At 61.2% G+C, this 18,447-nt stretch carries 17 protein-coding genes; 9 read left to right on the top strand and 8 right to left on the bottom strand.

Annotation, left to right across the window (positions count from 1 at the left end; translation table 11 throughout):
• Positions 1-222 precede the first annotated feature (222 nt).
• Positions 223-603: a RidA family protein gene (locus ACSAMW_RS04315; protein ID WP_500592828.1), complete on the bottom strand. Its 381-nt coding sequence runs from the start codon at positions 601-603 to the stop codon at positions 223-225.
• Between the two features lie 317 nt (positions 604-920).
• On the opposite strand from ACSAMW_RS04315, the gene ACSAMW_RS04310 reads away from it, so the two are divergent.
• The 7 genes from ACSAMW_RS04310 to ACSAMW_RS04280 are packed head-to-tail and all read left to right on the top strand — an operon-like array spanning position 921 to position 6,244.
• Positions 921-1,718, top strand: coding sequence for a transporter substrate-binding protein (locus ACSAMW_RS04310; protein ID WP_500593974.1), 798 nt, complete (start codon positions 921-923; stop codon positions 1,716-1,718).
• A 15-nt stretch (positions 1,719-1,733) separates the two neighbouring features.
• On the top strand, positions 1,734-2,396 hold the full coding sequence (locus ACSAMW_RS04305; protein WP_500592827.1) for an amino acid ABC transporter permease: 663 nt from the start codon (positions 1,734-1,736) through the stop codon (positions 2,394-2,396).
• 9 nt (positions 2,397-2,405) lie between these two features.
• Positions 2,406-3,068 (top strand): amino acid ABC transporter permease, encoded by a 663-nt coding sequence (locus ACSAMW_RS04300; RefSeq protein ID WP_500592826.1) that lies wholly within the window; start codon positions 2,406-2,408, stop codon positions 3,066-3,068.
• On the top strand, positions 3,065-3,853 hold the full coding sequence (locus tag ACSAMW_RS04295; RefSeq protein ID WP_500592825.1) for an amino acid ABC transporter ATP-binding protein: 789 nt from the start codon (positions 3,065-3,067) through the stop codon (positions 3,851-3,853). Before ACSAMW_RS04300 ends, ACSAMW_RS04295 begins: the two co-directional genes overlap by 4 nt.
• A 16-nt stretch (positions 3,854-3,869) precedes the next feature.
• The gene (locus tag ACSAMW_RS04290) at positions 3,870-4,268 is read left to right on the top strand and encodes a RidA family protein (protein ID WP_500592824.1); all 399 of its coding nucleotides are present in this window, start codon (positions 3,870-3,872) and stop codon (positions 4,266-4,268) included.
• On the top strand, positions 4,265-5,029 hold the full coding sequence (locus ACSAMW_RS04285) for an IclR family transcriptional regulator (protein ID WP_500592823.1): 765 nt from the start codon (positions 4,265-4,267) through the stop codon (positions 5,027-5,029). Before ACSAMW_RS04290 ends, ACSAMW_RS04285 begins: the two co-directional genes overlap by 4 nt.
• 9 nt (positions 5,030-5,038) lie before the next feature.
• Positions 5,039-6,244: an amino acid deaminase gene (locus tag ACSAMW_RS04280; RefSeq protein ID WP_500592822.1), complete on the top strand. Its 1,206-nt coding sequence runs from the start codon at positions 5,039-5,041 to the stop codon at positions 6,242-6,244.
• Positions 6,245-6,260: 16 nt separating this feature from the next.
• Here the strand turns inward: ACSAMW_RS04280 and ACSAMW_RS04275 are convergent, their stop codons facing one another.
• Complete coding sequence (locus tag ACSAMW_RS04275; RefSeq protein WP_500592821.1) at positions 6,261-8,822, bottom strand: bifunctional diguanylate cyclase/phosphodiesterase; 2,562 nt, start codon at positions 8,820-8,822, stop codon at positions 6,261-6,263.
• Between the two features lie 220 nt (positions 8,823-9,042).
• Here ACSAMW_RS04275 and ACSAMW_RS04270 point away from each other — a divergent pair, with 220 nt between their 5' ends.
• Positions 9,043-10,344: an MFS transporter gene (locus ACSAMW_RS04270; protein WP_500592820.1), complete on the top strand. Its 1,302-nt coding sequence runs from the start codon at positions 9,043-9,045 to the stop codon at positions 10,342-10,344.
• A gap of 16 nt (positions 10,345-10,360) precedes the next feature.
• Positions 10,361-11,137, top strand: coding sequence for a substrate-binding domain-containing protein (locus tag ACSAMW_RS04265; RefSeq protein WP_500592819.1), 777 nt, complete (start codon positions 10,361-10,363; stop codon positions 11,135-11,137).
• On the opposite strand, the gene ACSAMW_RS04260 is transcribed toward ACSAMW_RS04265, so the two are convergent.
• The 6 genes from ACSAMW_RS04260 to ACSAMW_RS04235 form a co-directional block, all read right to left on the bottom strand.
• Positions 11,123-12,031, bottom strand: a complete 909-nt coding sequence (locus tag ACSAMW_RS04260; protein WP_500592818.1) for a LysR family transcriptional regulator — start codon at positions 12,029-12,031, stop codon at positions 11,123-11,125. The two genes, ACSAMW_RS04265 and ACSAMW_RS04260, sit on opposite strands and share 15 nt — an antisense overlap.
• Positions 12,032-12,181: 150 nt before the next feature.
• Positions 12,182-13,222, bottom strand: coding sequence for a diguanylate cyclase (locus ACSAMW_RS04255; protein WP_500592817.1), 1,041 nt, complete (start codon positions 13,220-13,222; stop codon positions 12,182-12,184).
• A 283-nt stretch (positions 13,223-13,505) separates the two neighbouring features.
• On the bottom strand, positions 13,506-15,131 hold the full coding sequence (locus ACSAMW_RS04250; protein ID WP_500592816.1) for a methyl-accepting chemotaxis protein: 1,626 nt from the start codon (positions 15,129-15,131) through the stop codon (positions 13,506-13,508).
• A gap of 128 nt (positions 15,132-15,259) precedes the next feature.
• Entirely contained in the window at positions 15,260-16,876 is a 1,617-nt protein-coding gene (locus ACSAMW_RS04245) for a gamma-glutamyltransferase family protein (protein ID WP_500593973.1), read from the bottom strand.
• A gap of 21 nt (positions 16,877-16,897) precedes the next feature.
• Positions 16,898-17,677 carry an amino acid ABC transporter ATP-binding protein gene (locus ACSAMW_RS04240; RefSeq protein ID WP_500592815.1) on the bottom strand — a complete coding sequence of 260 codons (780 nt, stop codon included), beginning with the start codon at positions 17,675-17,677 and terminating at the stop codon, positions 16,898-16,900.
• Between the two features lies 1 nt (position 17,678).
• Positions 17,679-18,446 (bottom strand): amino acid ABC transporter permease, encoded by a 768-nt coding sequence (locus ACSAMW_RS04235; RefSeq protein ID WP_500592814.1) that lies wholly within the window; start codon positions 18,444-18,446, stop codon positions 17,679-17,681.
• Between the last annotated feature and the right edge of the window lies 1 nt (position 18,447).

Below are 18,447 nucleotides of genomic sequence, written 5' to 3'. Positions count from 1 at the left end.
TGAGCGTGTTAACGAAAACGTCAAAGAAACAGTTGGAGAGAGGTAATGGGGGATTTTATTGGCGGTTTGTTGGCGGTGGTTCTTTAGCTTAAACGTCACACCACTGTTTAGCGTCAAAAAAAAGGCTAGGGAGCCTGTTCTTTGACGGCAAGAAGGATCCAGATTAGGGCTGCTGCCTATTGGACAGGCACCTGCCGGCGCTAGCCGGCCTGTACCAACGCCCTAGCGCTGAACTGCCATCGCAGTGACCTCCACTCGCATGCCTTCCACCGCCAATGCCGCCACACCTACCGCTGCCCGCACGGGCCAGGGTTTGCTGAAAAACCGCTGATACACGGCATTGAAGGCCGGCCGGTCGGCCATGTCGGTGAGGTGGATGGTCAAGTGCATCACCCGGTCCAAGGAGCTTCCAGCCTTTTCGAGCGCCACCTTCAACGCGGCCAGGGTGCAGGTGCTTTGTGCTTCGATATCACCCAGCTCCAGGCTGCCATCGGCCCGCACAGGAATTTGCGTGGTAACCAGTAGCCCCTGAAAGCTCGCTACATCAGAAGATATAGAGTCCGGGTCCGGGTCTGGCAGAAAGTCGATAGCGGTGGTGCTCATAGGTAAGTACTCCTGATTGGGTGATAGGCCGATGCCAACGAATCTTTTTGTTTCCCTACGCGCCGATACGGTGCATCGGGTGGTTTGGTAGCAACTCAATGACGCGCAATAGCGCCCGTCGCCAGTGGGTAGGCTACTGACAGATCAGGGGTTTTTTACGTGATAAACCTGGGCCAAGCAAATGGCATGCTTTCTGCTATTTATTCCGTTGTGGCAAACATTGTTCCGCTATAGCGGAAAAATCTATCGACGGAGAACAGCTTATGCAGCGTGTGACGTTTTCATTGAAGGCCCTGACGTTCGCCGCCCTGTCGGCCATGGCCTGGACAGCTACGGTTCAAGCGGCGGACGCCAGCAAGCTGGACAGCGTTCTGGCCCGTGGTCATCTTGTGGTGGGCACCGGCAGCACCAATGCACCCTGGCACTTCCAGGGAGCAGACGGCACCTTGCAAGGTTTTGATGTGGACATTGGCCGCATGGTTGCCAAGGGGTTGTTCAATGACCCGGCCAAAGTGGAGTTCGTGGTGCAGTCCTCTGACGCACGTATTCCCAACCTGCTCACCGACAAGGTGGACATGAGCTGCCAGTTCATCACCGTCACCGCGAGCCGGGCGCAACAGGTGGCGTTCACCTTGCCGTATTACCGGGAAGGGGTAGCACTGTTGTTGCCAGAGGCCAGCCGATACAAGGAGATCGATGACCTGCGCAACGCAGGCGACGACGTGACCGTGGCCGTACTGCAGAACGTGTATGCCGAAGAATTGGTACACCAGGCGCTGCCCAAAGCCAAAGTGGACCAGTACGACAGCGTGGACCTGATGTACCAGGCAGTGAACTCGGGCCGTGCGGACGCGGCCGCTACTGACCAATCTTCGGTCAAGTACCTGATGGTGCAGAACCCTGGCCGTTACCGGTCCCCGGCCTATGCCTGGAGCCCGCAAACCTATGCCTGTGCGGTGAAGCGTGGTGATCTGGACTGGCTCAACTTTGTAAACACTGCCTTGCATGAAGCCATGACCGGCGTGGAATTCCCTATGTACGCCGCGTCGTTCAAAAAATGGTTTGGCGTTGACCTGCCTACCCCACAGATCGGCTTCCCCATGGAATACAAGTAAGCCGGGGTTGCCGCCATGAACTATCAGCTCAACTTCTCGGCCGTATGGCGCGATTTCCCTAGCCTGCTGGCAGGCCTGGGGTTAGGCCTGGAACTGGCACTGGCCTCCATCGCCATCGGCTGTGTGATTGGCCTGGCCACGGCGTTCGCGTTACTGTCGCGTCGCCGGGCCCTGCGTGGCCTGGCCTCGCTATACGTCACTGTGATTCGCAACACACCGATCCTGGTGCTGATCCTGGGCATCTATTTTGCGCTGCCCAGTGCGGGTATCCGCCTGGACAAGCTGTCATCGTTCGTGGTCACCCTGTCGTTGTACGCCGGTGCCTACTTGACCGAGGTGTTTCGCTCCGGCCTGGTGGGTATACCCAAGGGGCTTCGTGAGGCCGGGCTGGCCATCGGGTTGACCGAAGGGCAGATTCGTACGTCCATCCTGGTGCCGGTAATGCTGCGCAACGTGTTGCCGGCCCTGTCCAACAACTTCATCTCTCTGTTCAAGGACACCTCTCTGGCCGCCGCCATCGCGGTACCGGAGCTGACCTACTACGCCCGCAAGATCAACGTTGAAAGCTACCGGGTCATCGAAACCTGGCTCGTCACCACGGCGCTGTACGTGGCCGCCTGCTACTTGATTGCGCTACTGCTTCGCATGGTAGAGCAGCGCCTTGCCATCCGCCGATAGGGGCTACACATGTACCAACCGCCAAGCTGGTTTCATGAACTCTGGGCTGCTCGCAGCGCCTTTTCTGCCGGGTTGTTGACCACGGTGCAGTGCTCGGCGCTGGCCATCCTGTGCGGCACCGTGCTGGGTGTGTGTGCTGGCCTGGTGCTCACCTATGGTCGCTGGTGGGGACGGTGGCCGTTTCGCATATATGTGGACCTTGTGCGCGGTACGCCGGTATTTGTGCTGGTCCTGGCCTGCTTCTACATGGCTCCCGCCCTGGGCTGGCCGATCACCGCCTTTGCGGCAGGCAGCCTGGGGCTGAGCCTGTTCTGTGCCTCCCATGTGGCAGAAATCGTTCGCGGGGCCTTGCAGGCCATACCCCGAGGGCAGCTGGAAGCGGGCAAGGCTATCGGGCTGACGTTCAGGCAGTCGCTGGCCTATGTGTTGTTGCCCCAGGCGCTGAGGCAGGTGCTGCCTACCTGGGTGAACGCTGCCACCGAAATCGTCAAGGCCTCCACATTGCTCTCCGTCATCGGGGTAGCTGAGCTGTTGCTCAGTACTCAGCAGGTCATTGCCCGCAACTTCATGACGCTACAGTTCTACCTGTTCGCCGGTGTGCTGTTCTTTGTCATCAACTACGCCATCGCCTTGCTGGGGCGCGCTATTGAAAAAAGGGTGGCCTTGCCATGACGCCTAACGTTACAGACACCTCCCAACCCTTGCTGAGCATCCAGGGCCTGCACAAAGCCTATGGCACCACCGAGGTGCTCAAAGGCGTGGACCTCACCTTGCAGCGGGGTAACGTACTCACGCTTATAGGCTCCAGTGGCTCAGGCAAGACCACCTTGCTGCGCTGCGTGAACCTGCTGGAAGACTTTCAACAGGGGCGCATTGTGCTGGAAGGGCAAAGCATCGGTTATCACGAACAAGCGGGCAGGCGTGTGCGGCATCCGGAGAAGGTAGTGGCTGCGCACCGGGGAATGACCGGTATGGCGTTTCAGCAGTTCAACCTGTTCCCACACCTTTCAGCGTTGGAAAACGTTACCTTGGGCCTGCGCAAGGTCAAGAAGCTGCCTCGGGACCAGGCCGTGGCCCTGGCCGAAACCTGGTTGGACCGTGTAGGGCTGCTGGCCCGCAAGCATCATTACCCCGGCCAGTTGTCTGGCGGCCAGCAACAGCGGGTGGCCATTGCCAGGGCCATCGCCATGAGCCCCAGCCTGATGCTGTTTGACGAGCCGACCTCGGCACTGGACCCTGAGCTGGTAGGGGAGGTGTTGGCGGTGATCAAGGGGCTGGCAGAGGAGGGCATGAGCATGCTGCTGGTGACCCACGAAATGCGCTTTGCCTACGATGTGTCGGACCAGATCGTGTTCATGAACCAAGGGCGCATCGAAGAGCAGGGTGCGCCTAAAGCCCTGTTCGATCACCCGGTGTCGACACGGCTGAAGGATTTTTTGAAAAATATTCGCTTTTAGTGATGAGGATTTTCACATGAGCATTACCCGTTACGGCACCGGCAGCACCGCTGCGGGTGGCACACCCCGCCCCTTTGCCCGCGCAGTGGAAGCCGACGGTTGGCTACACGTTTCCGGGCAGGTGCCTGCAGACAACGGCGAAATCGTCAGCGGTGGCATTGTGGCGCAGACCCACCAGACCCTGAAAAACCTTATAGCGATTCTCGAGGAAGCGGGGTATGGGCTCGAAGATGTGGTGCGTGTAGGCGTATGGCTGGACGACCCCCGCGACTTCACCAGCTTCAACAAGGTGTTCGCCGAGTATTTCAGCCCTGAACATGCGCCCGCCAGGGCATGCGTGCAGGCCAGCATGATGGTGGACTGCAAGGTGGAGATTGACTGCATTGCGTACAGGCCTAAGGCCTCGGTGGCATGAGCGAGGAAGCCATCAAGCGGCGGGCAAGGGGCCTGGACCGTGCGTTCGACATACTTGACCATCTGAAGCTGGCCGGCATACCCCTGCGCCCCAGCGAAATCGCGTTGAACATTGGCAGCCCCAAGTCTACGGTGTACGAACTGGTCGCCTTGCTGCTGGAGCGCGGTATTCTGCAGCCTATGGGCCAGGAAGGGCAGGTCTACCTGGGCCGCCAGTTGTATTTTCTGGGCCAGGCGCACCTGCGGCATTTCGACTTCACCCGTGAGGCTGAACGGGCCTTGGGGGACATCGTTGAGCGAACACGGGAAACCGCCCAGTTGTGTCTGCTCAACGGGCGCAAGTACACGGTGGCACTGATGAAGGAAGGTGCGCGGCATTTCCGTATTTCGTCAGACATTGGCGAAGACGCGCCGATTCCTTGGACCGCCTCCGGTCGGCTGCTGCTTGGGCACCTGAGCGACCAGGCGATTCTGGACTTGATTGACCCCCAGGATTTTGTGCTGCCCGATGGCCAGCGGCTGCCTGAAGGCGACTTTATCGCCCAGGTGCGTACGGCCAGTGCCGAGGGCTTCTTTTCGTTCGACAGTATCGCTGACACCTTCACCCATTGTTTTGCCGCACCGGTACGCGACAGCCAAGGCACCTGTGTGGCCACGCTCTGTATCGTGGCGCCCCGTGAGGATGCCAAAACGCACTACGAGGTTTATCGGCAGGTACTGATCGACAACGCCGACCAGTTGGCCCGGCGCACACAACAGTAGGACAACCTCATGAATAACGCTTTGGTAGAGAAAGGCGCTGCCCAGGCCGGTGACCATGTGTTGCACCATGTCAGCCTGCCTGCCCTGGTGTTGCATCAGCACGCCCTTGAACACAACCTGCGCTGGATGCAGGCCTTCGTAAGCAGTGCAGGAGCTGAACTGGCGCCCCACGGCAAAACCACCATGATGCCGGGCCTGTTCCGGCGCCAACTGGCCCATGGCGCCTGGGGCATTACCCTGGCGACCGCCACCCAGGCCCATGCTGCCTATGCGCACGGCGTGCGTCGCGTGCTCATGGCCAACCAGTTGGTGGGTACGCCGAACATGGCGCTGGTCGCAGACCTGCTTCAAGACCCCGCGTTCGAGTTCCATTGCCTGGTGGACCACCCAGACAACGTGCGTGCCTTGGGTGAGTATTTCGCCCAGCGTGGGCAGCGCCTGAATGTGATGATCGAATACGGCGTGGTGGGCGGGCGCTGTGGCTGCCGCAGCGAGGAAGACGTACTGGCGCTGGCGGATGCCATTGCCGCTCAGCCTGCCCTGGCACTCACCGGTATTGAGGGTTATGAGGGCGTGATTCATGGCGCTCAGGCCGTGGTAGGCATCCGGGCGTTTGCAGCCTCCCTGGTGTACCTGGCCATTACCTTGCAGAACAAGGGCCGCTTCGTAGGGGCCAGGCCCATCGTGACGGCGTCAGGTTCAGCCTGGTACGACCTGGTGGCTGAAGAGTTCGATCGCCAGGCGGTGCGTGACCGGTTCCTGGCGGTGCTTCGCCCTGGCAGCTACGTGGCCCATGACCATGGCATTTACCAGGACGCACAGCGAGGTGTGCTGAACCGACGCCACGACCTGCCCGAGGGACTACGCCCAGCCCTGGAGGTGTTTGCCCATGTGCAATCGATGCCCGAGCCGGAGTTTGCAGTGATTGCCCTGGGCAAGCGCGACGTGGCCCATGACGCCGGCCTGCCCAAGCCCTTGCGTGGCTACCCTGCCGGTGGCACGGCGGCCGACGCCCAGGACCTTAGTGCCTGTGAGGTCACCGCCATCATGGACCAGCACGCGTTCATGCGTGTGGCACCTGGCTGCGTGCTTCAGGTAGGCGACGTTGTGGCGTTCGGCACCTCCCACCCTTGCCTCACCTTTGACAAATGGCGCACGGGGTGTGTGGTGGACGATCAGTTACAGGTGGTGGAAACCTTGGCGACCTGTTTTTGAGCAAGCGCCCTGCCGTCTAGGAAACCACTGTCGGTGGAGGTAGAGCCTCAGCGCCCTCTGCCGCAGCGCGCAGGGCTTCCGAGGACATCGGGCGCCCCAGCAAGTACCCCTGGGCTTCGTCGCAGTGGACTTTTATCAGGTCGTTCAACTGGCCATCGGTTTCCACACCCTCTGCCGTGACGGTCATGGTCAAGGCCTTGCCCAGGCCGATGATGGACTCGATGATCGCGATACCGGCCCCTCGCGCCGCCCCGTGAAGGTCGGCGATAAAGCTGCGGTCGATTTTCAGGCCGTCGAAAGGGTAAGTACGCAGGTAGCTCAAGGACGAGTAGCCGGTACCAAAGTCGTCCATGGCCAACCTTACACCCAACCCCTTGAGCTGGTTCATCGCCACCAGCGCGGCAGTGGAGTCTTCCAGCAGCACCGTTTCGGTGATTTCCAGCTCCAGGCGCGCCGGGCGCAGCCCCGTGGCCTTCAGCACGGCCGCTACACGCTGGACCAGGTTGCCGCGCTGGAACTCCAAGGGCGACAGGTTCACTGATACCAGGAGCGTGTCTGGCCACGTGAGGGCGGCTTCACAGGCCCTGCGTAATACCCAGTCACTCATGTCTACAATGATGCCGGTTTCTTCGGCGATACCAATGAACTGGTCTGGCATCAGCCGGCCGCGTAGAGGGTGGTTCCAGCGAACCAGCGCTTCGGCACCCGACAGCGTCGCGCCGTCTATGGCGAAACGGGGTTGGAACTCAAGGAATAGCTCATCCCGGTTCAACGCTGTGCGCAAATCGGTTTCGGTCTGGCGGCGCTCCAGTACACGCTCACTCATGGCCGGCACGTAAAGTTGCCACGTATTTCGCCCGGCATCCTTGGCCTCGTAAAGGGCAATGTCAGCAAACCGAAGCAGGTCGTCCGGCCGATGGCCGTCCTCAGGGGCTGTCACCACACCGATACTCACGCCGATGCACAGGTCGTGTTCGCCGTGGCGCATGGGCAGTGCAAGGGTCTGGCACACGTGTGTGCACACCTGGGCAAGGTCCTGGCCGGCGGGAAGGCGGTCCATGACCAGTACGAACTCGTCCCCGCCCAGGCGTGCGACCAGGTCTCCTGGCCGCGCACAACTGCGCAGCCGGTCGGCTACGGTACACAGCACGGCATCCCCGGCCGCGTGGCCCAAGGTGTCATTGATGGGTTTGAACCGGTCCAGGTCCATGCTCAGCACGTACAGCGGCTGAACGCGGCCTGCCAGCGTGCCCCGCAGATAGGCCTGCAAATAGCCCCTGTTGGCCAGGCCGGTGAGGGCATCATGCTCGGACATATGCTTGATCCGGCGCTTGGCGTCTACCTCTTCGGTGACGTCGTTGACCGTACCGCGGTAACCGATCAATACCTCACCCTCGTGAACAGGCCTTACCGACAGCCGACAATGGCGCAGCGCCCCGTGGGCGTCATGGTAGGCGCACTCGGCCTGGTGCTGTATAGAAGCCCCATGCCCTTCCACGGCCGCCAGGCGTTGAAAGGTGTCACAGCCGATGTTCACCAGCTCGCAGAAATGCCGACCCAGCCAGCGGCTTGGTTCAAAGCCTGTAAGGGGCTGGAAGCGGCCGGAGAGGAAGGTCAGCTTGCAGTGGGGGTCGGTTTCCCACACCCAATCGGAGGCTGATTCGGTAATGGACCTGAAACGCTCTTCACTGTGCGCCAAGGCGGTCTGGCTGAGGTCGAAATCCCGCCCAGCTTTCATCAGGCCCCGTTCCAGCACCGCTAGGAGCAACCCGAACAGCACCACGATACCCGCCAGCATGGGTAGCAACGTGTGAAGAAACGCATCGCCGGGCTTTTCAGCCGTCCAATTGAGCCGGAAGGTGAGGCCGCTGTCCGCAGTGATGTCCAGGAACGGTTCCACGCCGGGTAGCGCGCTGGCGGGGGCGATGCTCAGCCCTGGTGCGCCGAACACCTGGCTCAGACGGGACACGTCCAGTACGTCCACAAACAGCATCACAGGGAGGCTGGCCAGTATGGCCTCATCGTTCTCTTGCGTAGGTTTCACCACCCCGGCATACACCACGGCCGGCTGACCAGCCACCAAGTAGTAGCCATACACGGTCTGGCCCTGGGCCGCTGCTGTACGGGCCAGTTGGGCCAGTTGGGCCAGGTTTGCCGTGAGGTACTGGCTGGCGGCCAGTGGGCTCAAGCGGCCTTCGATCATTGCGTAGCGCGTGTCCAGCTGTGGCCCAATGATAAACACCCCGTCGATGGAATAGTCCGTGTACAGGGAGGGGCCGATATTGTCCTGGGTGAAAGCCCAAGAAGTGTCCACCGGCCCGCGGCCCACCTTGCTCCAGGCTTCATTCCAGAAGGCATAGTCCTTCATTGCCGTGTTGATCAAGCGAGTGCTGGCGTCGAGGCTGCGCACCATTTCGACCTTGCTGTGCGCCTCCATCAGGGCATTCTGGCTGCGCGCGATGGAAATAAGCGCAACGGCCACTACTAGAAACAGGCTCGCCATCAGCGCGGCGAAACAGAACGCAAAGCGCCGGGTGATCCTGCTGTGGTTTCGAATGCGCTGAGGGGTCGGGAACATGGCGGGGCCGCGCGTATTGATGTGAAGGCATATACAAGGTTAGTGGCGTACTTGGGTTATCGGCGCGCCGCTCGAATTCATAAGCAGCCTTCGTGCCGTGCAATTGATGAAAGTTGCGCATCAATCGATGCGAAAACAACGCTTATTCTCCATGGACAATTGACACAGAATCTTCGCAACAAGCGCTTACAAACATTTTAAGAAAACGCTGGAGAACAATATGAGTCAACCGTCTAGCCTGACGTCCTCGGGAAAGTCCAGAGCAGGAATGGTGTTTCGGGTCACGTCCGGAAACTTCCTCGAACAATTCGATTTCTTCCTGTTTGGTTTCTACGCCACCCAGATCGCGGGTGCGTTTTTCCCGTCTACCAATGAATTCGCCTCCTTGATGATGACCTTCGCCGTGTTCGGTGCAGGTTTCCTGATGCGCCCCTTGGGCGCCGTGATACTCGGCGCCTATATCGATGACGTGGGCCGCCGCAAGGGCCTGATCGTCACCTTGGCGATCATGGCCAGTGGCACGTTGCTCATTGTGCTGGTGCCGGGGTACGCCAGTATTGGGCTCTGGGCGCCCGCACTGGTACTGCTGGGGCGATTGCTCCAAGGCTTCTCGGCCGGTGCCGAGCTGGGCGGCGTGTCCGTTTACTTGGCCGAAATGGCTACTCCTGGGCGCAAAGGCTTCTACGCCAGCTGGCAATCCGGCAGCCAGCAAGTGGCTATCGTGGTCGCCGCTGCCTTGGGCTATGCGCTCAACCAATGGCTGACCCCGTTGGACATCGCGGCCTGGGGCTGGCGTGTGCCCTTTGCCATCGGCTGCCTGATCATTCCGTTCATTTTCTTGCTGCGCCGTAGCCTGCAGGAAACTGAGGCCTTCACCGCCCGGGCTCACCGCCCCACTATGAAAGAGGTGTTTGCCACGCTGCTGAGCAATGCGCCGGTGGTGATTCTTGGCATGCTGATGGTGGCCATGACCACCACGGCCTTTTACATGATCACGGTGTATGCCCCGACCTTCGGCAAGACCGTACTTCAGCTCAGCACCAGCGATGCGTTGATCGTAACCTTACTGGTGGGGGTATCCAACTTCATCTGGCTGCCCATTGGCGGTGCGCTCAGTGACCGCTTCGGGCGTAAGCCACTGCTGGTGGCCATGTCTCTGCTGACCGTACTTACGGCGTACCCCGCCTTGTCGTTCCTGGCCCAGGCACCTTCTTTCTCTCATATGCTGGAAGTGCTGCTGTGGTTCTCCTGCCTGTATGGCCTCTACAACGGTGCAATGATCCCGGCATTGACCGAGATCATGCCCGTGGAAGTACGTGTGGCCGGCTTCTCCCTGGCCTATAGCTTGGCCACGGCCATCTTTGGGGGCTTTACCCCTGCCATTTCTACCTGGTTGATTCACGTGACTGGTGACAAGGCTGCCCCGGCCTACTGGATGATCGTGGCAGCCCTGTGCGCCTTCACCGCGACGCTGGTGCTCTATCGCCGTCTCGCCGCTCAACCGCTTGCTGCTGCTGTTTGATAAGGAAACACACGCGATGAATGCATTTTTGAAACCTCTGTCAGTACTGGCCTTGGCCTGCACGGCCTATGCCACCCAAGCCCAGGCCGAGCAACTAACCGTGATGACGTCCGGCGGCTTCACCGCGGCCTACCAGAAGCTGGGCCCGCAATACGCGGCCAGCAGTGGCGACACCCTCACCACCGTGCTGGGCCCGTCCATGGGCAAGGCGCAGGAGGCCATACCAAACCGCCTGGCCCGTGGCGAGCACGCCGACGTGGTCATCATGGTGGGCTATGCCCTGGATGACCTGATCAAACAAGGCAAGGTGGACCCCGCCTCCCGTGTGGAGCTGGCCGACTCGCGTATCGGTATGGCCGTGAAGACGGGTGATGCCAAACCCGCCATTGGTACCGACGCCGAGCTTAAGCAGGTGTTGCTGAACGCCAAGTCCATTGCGTACTCCGATAGCGCCAGCGGCGTGTACATCGAGAAAGAGCTGTTCAAGAAGCTGGGTGTACAAGACCAGGTGGGCCCTAAAGGCAAGATGATCGAGCGTATTCCGGTCGGCTCGGTAGTTGCCAAGGGCGACTATCAGGTGGGCTTCCAGCAGGTGGCTGAACTGTTGCCAGTACCGGGCATCACCTTTGTGGGCAAGATTCCGGAGGACGTACAGTCTGTGACGCGCTACGCGGCCGGTATTCCCAAGGGGGCCGAGCACCCCGCCGAGGCCAAGAAGTTGCTTCAATACCTGGCCTCCCCTGAAGCTCAGGCCACGGTAAATGCCACCGGCCTGGACTCAGTGCCCCGCTAACCCCTCGGGCAATGCCCGGACCAGCCGTTCCAGCTCAAGGGCCGCGGGCGTCAGCGTGCGCCCACGGCGCTTGAGCAGGCCCATTTCTCGCACCACCTCGGGTTCTACCAGCGCAATGCTGGCTAAAAAGGGGTGGGGCGATACGGGCATGGCGATCGAAGGCACGGCGGCAATGCCCAGCCCTGCCTCTACCAGCCCTAGTGCCGTGGTCACATGGCGTGCTTCGCAGATACTGTCTTTTACCTTGTCCACCTTCGCCAAAGCGCGATCCAGCACCAAGCGGTTGCCCGATGAGCGGCCCAGGGTGATGTGGTCGTAGGTGTAGGCCTCAGCCCAGGTCACGCTCGTACGGGCAGCCAAGGGATGGTCGCGGCGACACGCGATCACGTAGCGCTCTTGCATCAAGGCGCTGAACTCGATTTCTGGGTCCAGGTTACCGGTGAAGCTCACGCCGAAATCGGCTTCACCACTGGCGACGGCCGCGCTGACTTCGTTGGCTGAGGCGTCGATCAGCCTGATCTTGATGCGCGGGTATTGCCCATGGAAGCTACGGATGGCGTGGGGCATAAAGTAGTAGGCAGCTGACGGTACACAGGCGATGGTCAGCGAGCCTCTGCGCAAGGCGCCGCCGTCTCCGACACTCAGCAAGGCCAAGTCCAGGTCGTCCAGCAAGCGCTCCACCTGGGGCAGAAAGGCGCGGCCTACATTGGTCAACGACACTTTGCGGGTAGTGCGCTCGAACAGTTTCACCTCCAAGGCAGACTCCAGCTTTTCCACCCTGCGGCTAAGGGCGGACTGGGTAATGCGGATGGCTTCGGCCGCTCGCCGGAAACTGCCGTGCTCCACAACGGCCCGAAAGGCCTGAAGGTCATTAAGGTCGAACTTGATGCTCACGTAGGTGCCTGCTGAAGTGATCGTTCAACGGCACCCTGAGTATGCCGTTCGCAGAGTGTCCCACAGCCCATGGCCGCAGGGGAGCCTTGCGCAACGTTCACCAGGTTCAGGGTACGAGAGAGAGGGCTGCCAATGGCCGCCGCCGACGCGTCAAACACAGGCCTCGGCTGCCGCCACGATCTGGTTGCGGCCCCTGTGCTTGGCCGCATAAAGGGCGTTGTCGCTGGCCCGTATCCAGTCTTCCGGCGTAAGGAAGCTGGGTTTGAATGTAGCCGTGCCGATACTCATGGACACCCGTGGGAGGTCCGGGCGGGCAACGACTTCGGCTTCCAGCGCAGCCTGCATCCTGGCCAACCGGCGCGTGGCTTCATGGGCATCGATCCCGCTGAACACGACCGCGAACTCATCGCCCCCAATGCGCCCTGCCTTGTCCAGAGGGCCAGTGTGATGGTGAATGATGGTGCCAAACAGCTTGATCACTTCATCCCCAACCAAGTGACCGTGCTGGTCGTTGATGCGCTTGAAGTGATCGATGTCCAGCAAGGCCAAGGTGGCGTTGGCGTCTGACCCACGCAGGTGTGAGAAGGCGTCATCAAAGGCGCCACGCCAGGCACCCTGGTTCAACAACTGCGTGAGGCTGTCCTTGCGGCTGAAATCCTTGAACGCCCGCTTGTGCCGCGCCAACTGCTCGGCCAGCCGGTAAGCGGCATTACCGACGGCGAGAGGATACACGGCCAGCATGGGCAGGCAGGCATACACCTGCAGGGCTGTGGCCTCAGGGGAGAAACCAGGCCTGAGCACCGCGATAAAGACCCCCAACGATACGCCCAGTGTGGCCAGGCAAGGGCGTAATAACTTCGGGCCGCCTACGGCCATGCAGTTCATACTCAGCATGGACACCAGCAGGACGGTGGGCAGAGGGTTGAATTGCATCGCCGCGACCCACAGCCCGCCAAAGGCCGCTTCCATCATCATGTTGCGGCGCTCGACCAAGTAAGGCACAGCCACACGCCGGGCCAGCAAAAAGGCCACGTGAGGCCAGATAAACCCATGGAACACCAGCACCGCCCACACCCATGGCGCTGCAACTGCTGGCTGCAGCGCAGCACCCACAGCCCAAAAGCCGATGCCGGAGCCGATGAGGCGGGGCAGGTACATGCGCTTGGCGAACGAACCGGGTTTGGGTGGCATAGTGGGCTGGCATCGATGTCGGAGAAGATAAGGGTAGCGAAGGTTGGATGGCTATGTGCCATCTTTGTTCGGGTGCTCGCCATTCCGTCGACGGCTGGTACTAGGCTGTGTACGAAATGTTCTGACGCGAAGGTTAGGCAAGGCGAAAACAGCTGAGGAAGCGGAGTTTACTGGTTGTAAATGAGCATTCCGAAGCTGTTTTCAACGCAGCATCACCGAGTGTCAGGACTTTTCGTACATAGCCTAAGCAGGCCACGCATCCCTGCGCGGCAATTAGGCGAACTCAGGTCTTGAATCGCGCCACCATGCGGTCAAGGTCCAGTGCCAGTTGGGATAACTGGTTACTGGCCTCAAGGGTTTGCTGAGTGCCCGCGCCACTTTGTACGGCCAGGTCTCGGATGCTGACCAGGGCGCGGTCCACCTCACGGGCCACATGAGCTTGCTCTTCCGAGGCGGTAGCGATCTGATGATTGCGGTCATCAATCACTTGGACCGAGTCGGTAATGACCTGAAGCGACCGGCCGGCCTCATCAGCAGTGCGCTGGGTGTGATGGACTTCCTCGGTGCTGCTGCCCATGGAAGCCACAACCTGGGCGGTGCCCGCCTGGATCGACGAGATCATCTCGTCAATCTCTCGCGTGGAGGTCTGGGTGCGGTGGGCTAGCGCACGTACTTCATCGGCCACTACCGCAAAACCGCGCCCTTGTTCGCCCGCGCGGGCAGCCTCAATGGCAGCGTTCAACGCCAGCAGGTTGGTCTGTTCGGCGATCCCGCGGATAACGCTCAATACCTTGCTGATGTCCTGGGCCTGGGTGGCCAGCCCCTGCACTTGCCCGGAGGTGGTTTCCACTTTCGCCGTAAGGCTGCGCATGGCTTCAACGGTTTCCAGTACCTTGACATTGCCCGTGGCGGCGGCCTGGGTAGAATCTTTGGCGGCTTCGGAGGCGGAGGAGGCGTTGCGTGCTACCTCATCCACGGCAGCACTCATCTGGTTGACAGCGGTGGCAGCCTGTTCGATCTCTGAGTTCTGCTGCTGCAGGGTACGGTTGGCCGTTTGCGTAACGGCGTTCATATGGCTGGAGGCCTGGTTCAACTGCGCCGACGACCCTGCAATCTGCACAATGGTGGTACGCAGGTTGCCCTGCATCTGGTGTAGCGCTTGCATCAACTGGGCCGCTTCGTCAGAGCCTTTGGTGTCTACGGTGCCTGTGAGGTCGCCCTTGGCGATTTCCTGGGCCACGAGCAGGGACGCTTTGATAGGCCGAGTCACGCTGCGAATCAGCAGGGTGGACACCAATACGGTAAGGGCCAGAGCCACCAGCACCACGATGATCACCACCTGCACGCTGTGGTTGTAGACCGTCGCTGACGTGAGCCCGGCCTGCTGGGCCTTGAGGTTGTCCGCATCGCGCAGGGCGGTGAGTTTCTCCTGGTAGGCCTTGGCGTTTTCGGCTTGAGTGGTGTTGGCGAAGTTGACTGCCTGCGCGTGATCCGCAGCGTCCAGGCTTTCGATCTGGTCGAGGCCATTGAGGTAGCGGCCCATCAAGTTAGCCGCCTCGTTGAATTTGGCCAGGTCGTCCGGCGCTGTGACGAAATTGCTGCGGTAAACATCCGTTTCCTTGTTCATCTGCTGTTTGGCAGCGTTCAGGTTGCGCTGGGCCAAGGCACGGCCTTCCTCATCCTGGGTCGCCAGCAGGCGAATGCTTTCCAGGCGGGCATGGAGCAGCGAAATCTGCAAGTCATCGCCGACCTGAATGCTGGGCAGCAGGTCTTTTTCCAAGTGCTGCTCGCTCTGGCGAAGCTGCTCAAGTTGAACGTACGCAAATCCTCCCAAGGCAAACAGCAGCAGCGTGATCGCTGCGAAACACAGCGACGCCCGAGGCGCGATAGTCATGGAACGGAGATTCATAAGAAGGCCTAAGCGCCGGTCGGCGAGTGGTGGGAATGTATACCGCCTATCGGCTGGCGCAGTGCCAGCTTGAGCGCTTCGTTACACCATTGGTCGCCCTTTTTTTCGGCAGTTTAGGGAGAAACGCTTCAGCACACGGCAATATGTGAATCGGCACGCGGCTCTGTACCACCACAGAGCACGCCGGTAGCCGGGTCACGCAAGATGATCTGTCCCCGGCCGTAATCCACCGAGTCATGGGCCACCTGCACATCATGGCCCGCCTGCGCCAGTGCGAAGGCTAACGAGCGGGGCGCCGACTGCTCGATACCCACCTTCAGGCCGCCCAGCCATTGCCAGCGCGGCGCATCCAAGGCCGCTTGTGGGTTAAGGCCGAAGTCCACCAGGTTCATCACCATCTGCACATGGCCCTGGGGCTGCATGTACCCTCCCATGACGCCAAAGGGCCCCAGGGCGACGCCATCGCGGCTAAGGAACCCTGGAATGATGGTATGGAACGTCTGCTTGCCGGGCGCCAGGCAGTTGGCATGTTCGGGATCAAGGCTGAATTCGCTGCCGCGGTTTTGCAGGCCTATGCCCGTGCCTGGCACCACCACCCCGGACCCGAAGCCGTGGTAGGCACTCTGGATGAACGACACCATATTGCCTTCGCCGTCGGCCGTGGCCAGGTAGACCGTGCCGCTGGCATGGGGGTCGCCGTGCAAGGGCGGTTGGGCCTGCGTTGTGATGCGGGCACGGCAGTGGGCGCCATAGTCCGGCGTTAGCAGTGCAGCACTGGCCAGGCGCATGTGCTGGGGGTCGGTAATGTAATGCAACCCATCGGCATAGGCCATTTTCATGGCTTCAAGCTGATGATGCCACGTGGTGGGGCTGTCCCGCGTGTCGAAGCGCAGCCCCTGGAGCGTATTGAGCGCCATCAGTGCGATCAGCCCCTGGCCGCTGGGTGGGATTTCCCACACGTCCACGCCCCGGTAGTTGACCTTGATCGGGTCTACCCACTTGGGCCGGTAATGGGCCAGGTCCTCTGCGCTCAGGTAGCCGCCGGTGGTCTGGGCGTGGGCCACGATGCGCTGGGCCAGCTCGCCTCGATAGAAGCTCTCGCAGCCACTGCTGGCCAATGCCTTGAGGGTGCTGGCCTGGTCCGGGTTACAAAACAGTTCGCCGGCACAGGGCGCCCGGCCCTCTACAAGAAACGTATCAAACCAGTGCTCCAGCTCCGGTAGCGCAGCCCGCAGGGCCTGATACTCGGCCTGGGCGATACGCCACTGGTGCGCGACCACCGGGGATACGGGGTAGCCTTGCTCAGCCAAGGCAATGGCAGGGGCGAACAGTTCGGCAAACGGGCGCTTGCCAAAGCGACGGGAAAGCTCCGCCCAGGCCGCCGGGCAACCGGGGACGGTGACCGGCGCCCAGCCATGGACGGGCATGGTGGTGTGCCCAGCCTGCTTCATGACCTGCGGGGTGAGGGCCGCCGGGGCGTGCCCACTGGCGTCGAGGCCGTGCAACTGGTCCTTCACCCACACCAAGGCAAAGGCATCGCCGCCGATGGCGTTACCGGTAGGTTCTACCACGGTCAGGGCAATGGCGGTGGCAATGGCGGCGTCGATGGCATTGCCGCCATTGCGCAGGATGCTGATCCCGGCCTCAGCCGCCAGCGGCTGGGACGTGGCCACCATGCCGTTGCGGGCATACACGCATTGGCGCTGGGAGGCGTAGGGGTAGTGGTGGGCAGAAAAGGTCATCAGGCACGTCTCGTCAGGGCGCACTTACAGCACGCGGCTCAAGAATTCGCGGGTTCGCGGGTGGTGAGGGTTGCCAAACACCTGCTCGGGCGGCCCCTGTTCGATCAGCTCGCCCTGGTGCAGCACCACCACACGGTCGGCCACCTCGCGGGCAAACGCCATTTCATGGGTCACCACCACCATGGTCATGCCGCTGTCAGCCAGCTCCTTCATCACCTGCAGCACTTCACCCACGGTTTCCGGGTCCAGCGCGCTGGTGGGCTCGTCAAAGAGCATGGCTTGGGGCTTCATGGCCAGGGCCCGTGCAATGGCCACGCGCTGCTGCTGTCCGCCGGACAACTGGCTCGGATAGTAGCCGGCCTTGTCGGTCAGGCGCACACGGGCCAGCAGGGCATGGGCCTGCGCCTTAGCTTCGGCAGGGGGCACCTTAAGCACGCCTACGGGCGCTTCAATGATGTTCTGCAGCACGGTCATGTGGGGAAAGAGGTTGAAGCGCTGGAACACCATGCCGATGTCCCGGCGCTGGCGGGCGATGGCGAATTCCGAGTCCGGCACGCGGCGGCCATCGGCGCGCTCACGGTAGCCCATGTGCTGGCCATTGACCCGAATGCTGCCGGCCTGAATGTCCTCCAGGTGGTTCAAGCAGCGTATGAAGGTGGTCTTGCCCGAGCCTGAGGCCCCGATCAGCACCACCACTTCGCCGCGCTTTACCTGAAGGGTCACGCCCTTGAGGATGGCAAGGTCGCCAAACGCTTTGTACACCTCGGTGGCATCGATCACTACTTCGTCCATGGTCACTGGCATGTCACCGCCCCCTCAACCGTTTCATGGCACTGTTGCCGAACAGACGCTGCCCGGCGGTTACCCGTACGCCCGGCTCGCCAAAACGGTGCTCCAGCCAGCGTTGAAAGAAGCCCCACAGCGTAGTGAGTAACAGAAAATAGACCGCGACCACCAGGTACAGCTCGAACACCCGGAAAGTGGCCGAGGTGATCATCTGGGTGCTAAGCAGCAGTTCCTGCACCCCGATCACGCTCACCAGCGTGGTGTTCTTGAGCATCACGTTGAACTCGTTGCCCAAGGGCGGCACGATCACCCGCAATGCCTGGGGCAGCACAATGCGCCGCATCAGCCGCGGGGGCGCCATGCCCAGTGAGCGGGCAGCTTCGTATTGCCCTTTGTCCACGGCGTTGATGCCCGCCCGAATGATCTCGGCCATGTAGGCCCCCTCATTGAGGCCCAGCGCAATGATGGCGGCCTGGATGTTACCTGGCAGCACAAACAGGCCTAGGTCGATATCATTGAAGTGAAAGACCCCGCCAGCGGCCAGGGCGGTGTACAGGAACACCACTTGCACCAGCAGCGGCGTGCCGCGCATCACCCAGATGTAGCCCCGCACCGGGTACTGAATGAACCAGCGCGTGCTCATGCGCATCAGTGCCGCTACCAGCCCCAGCGCGCACCCCATGAGCATGGCGCACACGCTGATCACGCAGGTGAGCCATAGCCCATACAGGTAGATATCGCTTGGCTTGAGCAGGTACTGCCAGAACACGTCCCAACTGAAGTTCATG

The sequence above is a fragment of the Pseudomonas sp. AB39(2026) genome, from assembly GCF_059831485.1.
This window is presented reverse-complemented; position numbering and strand designations above follow the sequence as displayed.

What these genes read in the sequence shown, in the direction of transcription:
- ACSAMW_RS04315 (WP_500592828.1), bottom strand. Translation starts at nt 603, where the DNA reads ATGAGCACCACCGCTATCGACTTTCTGCCAGACCCGGACCCGGACTCT.
- ACSAMW_RS04310 (WP_500593974.1), top strand. Translation starts at nt 921, where the DNA reads ATGGCCTGGACAGCTACGGTTCAAGCGGCGGACGCCAGCAAGCTGGAC.
- ACSAMW_RS04305 (WP_500592827.1), top strand. Translation starts at nt 1,734, where the DNA reads ATGAACTATCAGCTCAACTTCTCGGCCGTATGGCGCGATTTCCCTAGC.
- ACSAMW_RS04300 (WP_500592826.1), top strand. Translation starts at nt 2,406, where the DNA reads ATGTACCAACCGCCAAGCTGGTTTCATGAACTCTGGGCTGCTCGCAGC.
- ACSAMW_RS04295 (WP_500592825.1), top strand. Translation starts at nt 3,065, where the DNA reads ATGACGCCTAACGTTACAGACACCTCCCAACCCTTGCTGAGCATCCAG.
- ACSAMW_RS04290 (WP_500592824.1), top strand. Translation starts at nt 3,870, where the DNA reads ATGAGCATTACCCGTTACGGCACCGGCAGCACCGCTGCGGGTGGCACA.
- ACSAMW_RS04285 (WP_500592823.1), top strand. Translation starts at nt 4,265, where the DNA reads ATGAGCGAGGAAGCCATCAAGCGGCGGGCAAGGGGCCTGGACCGTGCG.
- ACSAMW_RS04280 (WP_500592822.1), top strand. Translation starts at nt 5,039, where the DNA reads ATGAATAACGCTTTGGTAGAGAAAGGCGCTGCCCAGGCCGGTGACCAT.
- ACSAMW_RS04275 (WP_500592821.1), bottom strand. Translation starts at nt 8,822, where the DNA reads ATGTTCCCGACCCCTCAGCGCATTCGAAACCACAGCAGGATCACCCGG.
- ACSAMW_RS04270 (WP_500592820.1), top strand. Translation starts at nt 9,043, where the DNA reads ATGAGTCAACCGTCTAGCCTGACGTCCTCGGGAAAGTCCAGAGCAGGA.
- ACSAMW_RS04265 (WP_500592819.1), top strand. Translation starts at nt 10,361, where the DNA reads ATGAATGCATTTTTGAAACCTCTGTCAGTACTGGCCTTGGCCTGCACG.
- ACSAMW_RS04255 (WP_500592817.1), bottom strand. Translation starts at nt 13,222, where the DNA reads ATGCCACCCAAACCCGGTTCGTTCGCCAAGCGCATGTACCTGCCCCGC.
- ACSAMW_RS04250 (WP_500592816.1), bottom strand. Translation starts at nt 15,131, where the DNA reads ATGAATCTCCGTTCCATGACTATCGCGCCTCGGGCGTCGCTGTGTTTC.
- ACSAMW_RS04240 (WP_500592815.1), bottom strand. Translation starts at nt 17,677, where the DNA reads ATGCCAGTGACCATGGACGAAGTAGTGATCGATGCCACCGAGGTGTAC.
- ACSAMW_RS04235 (WP_500592814.1), bottom strand. Translation starts at nt 18,446, where the DNA reads ATGAACTTCAGTTGGGACGTGTTCTGGCAGTACCTGCTCAAGCCAAGC.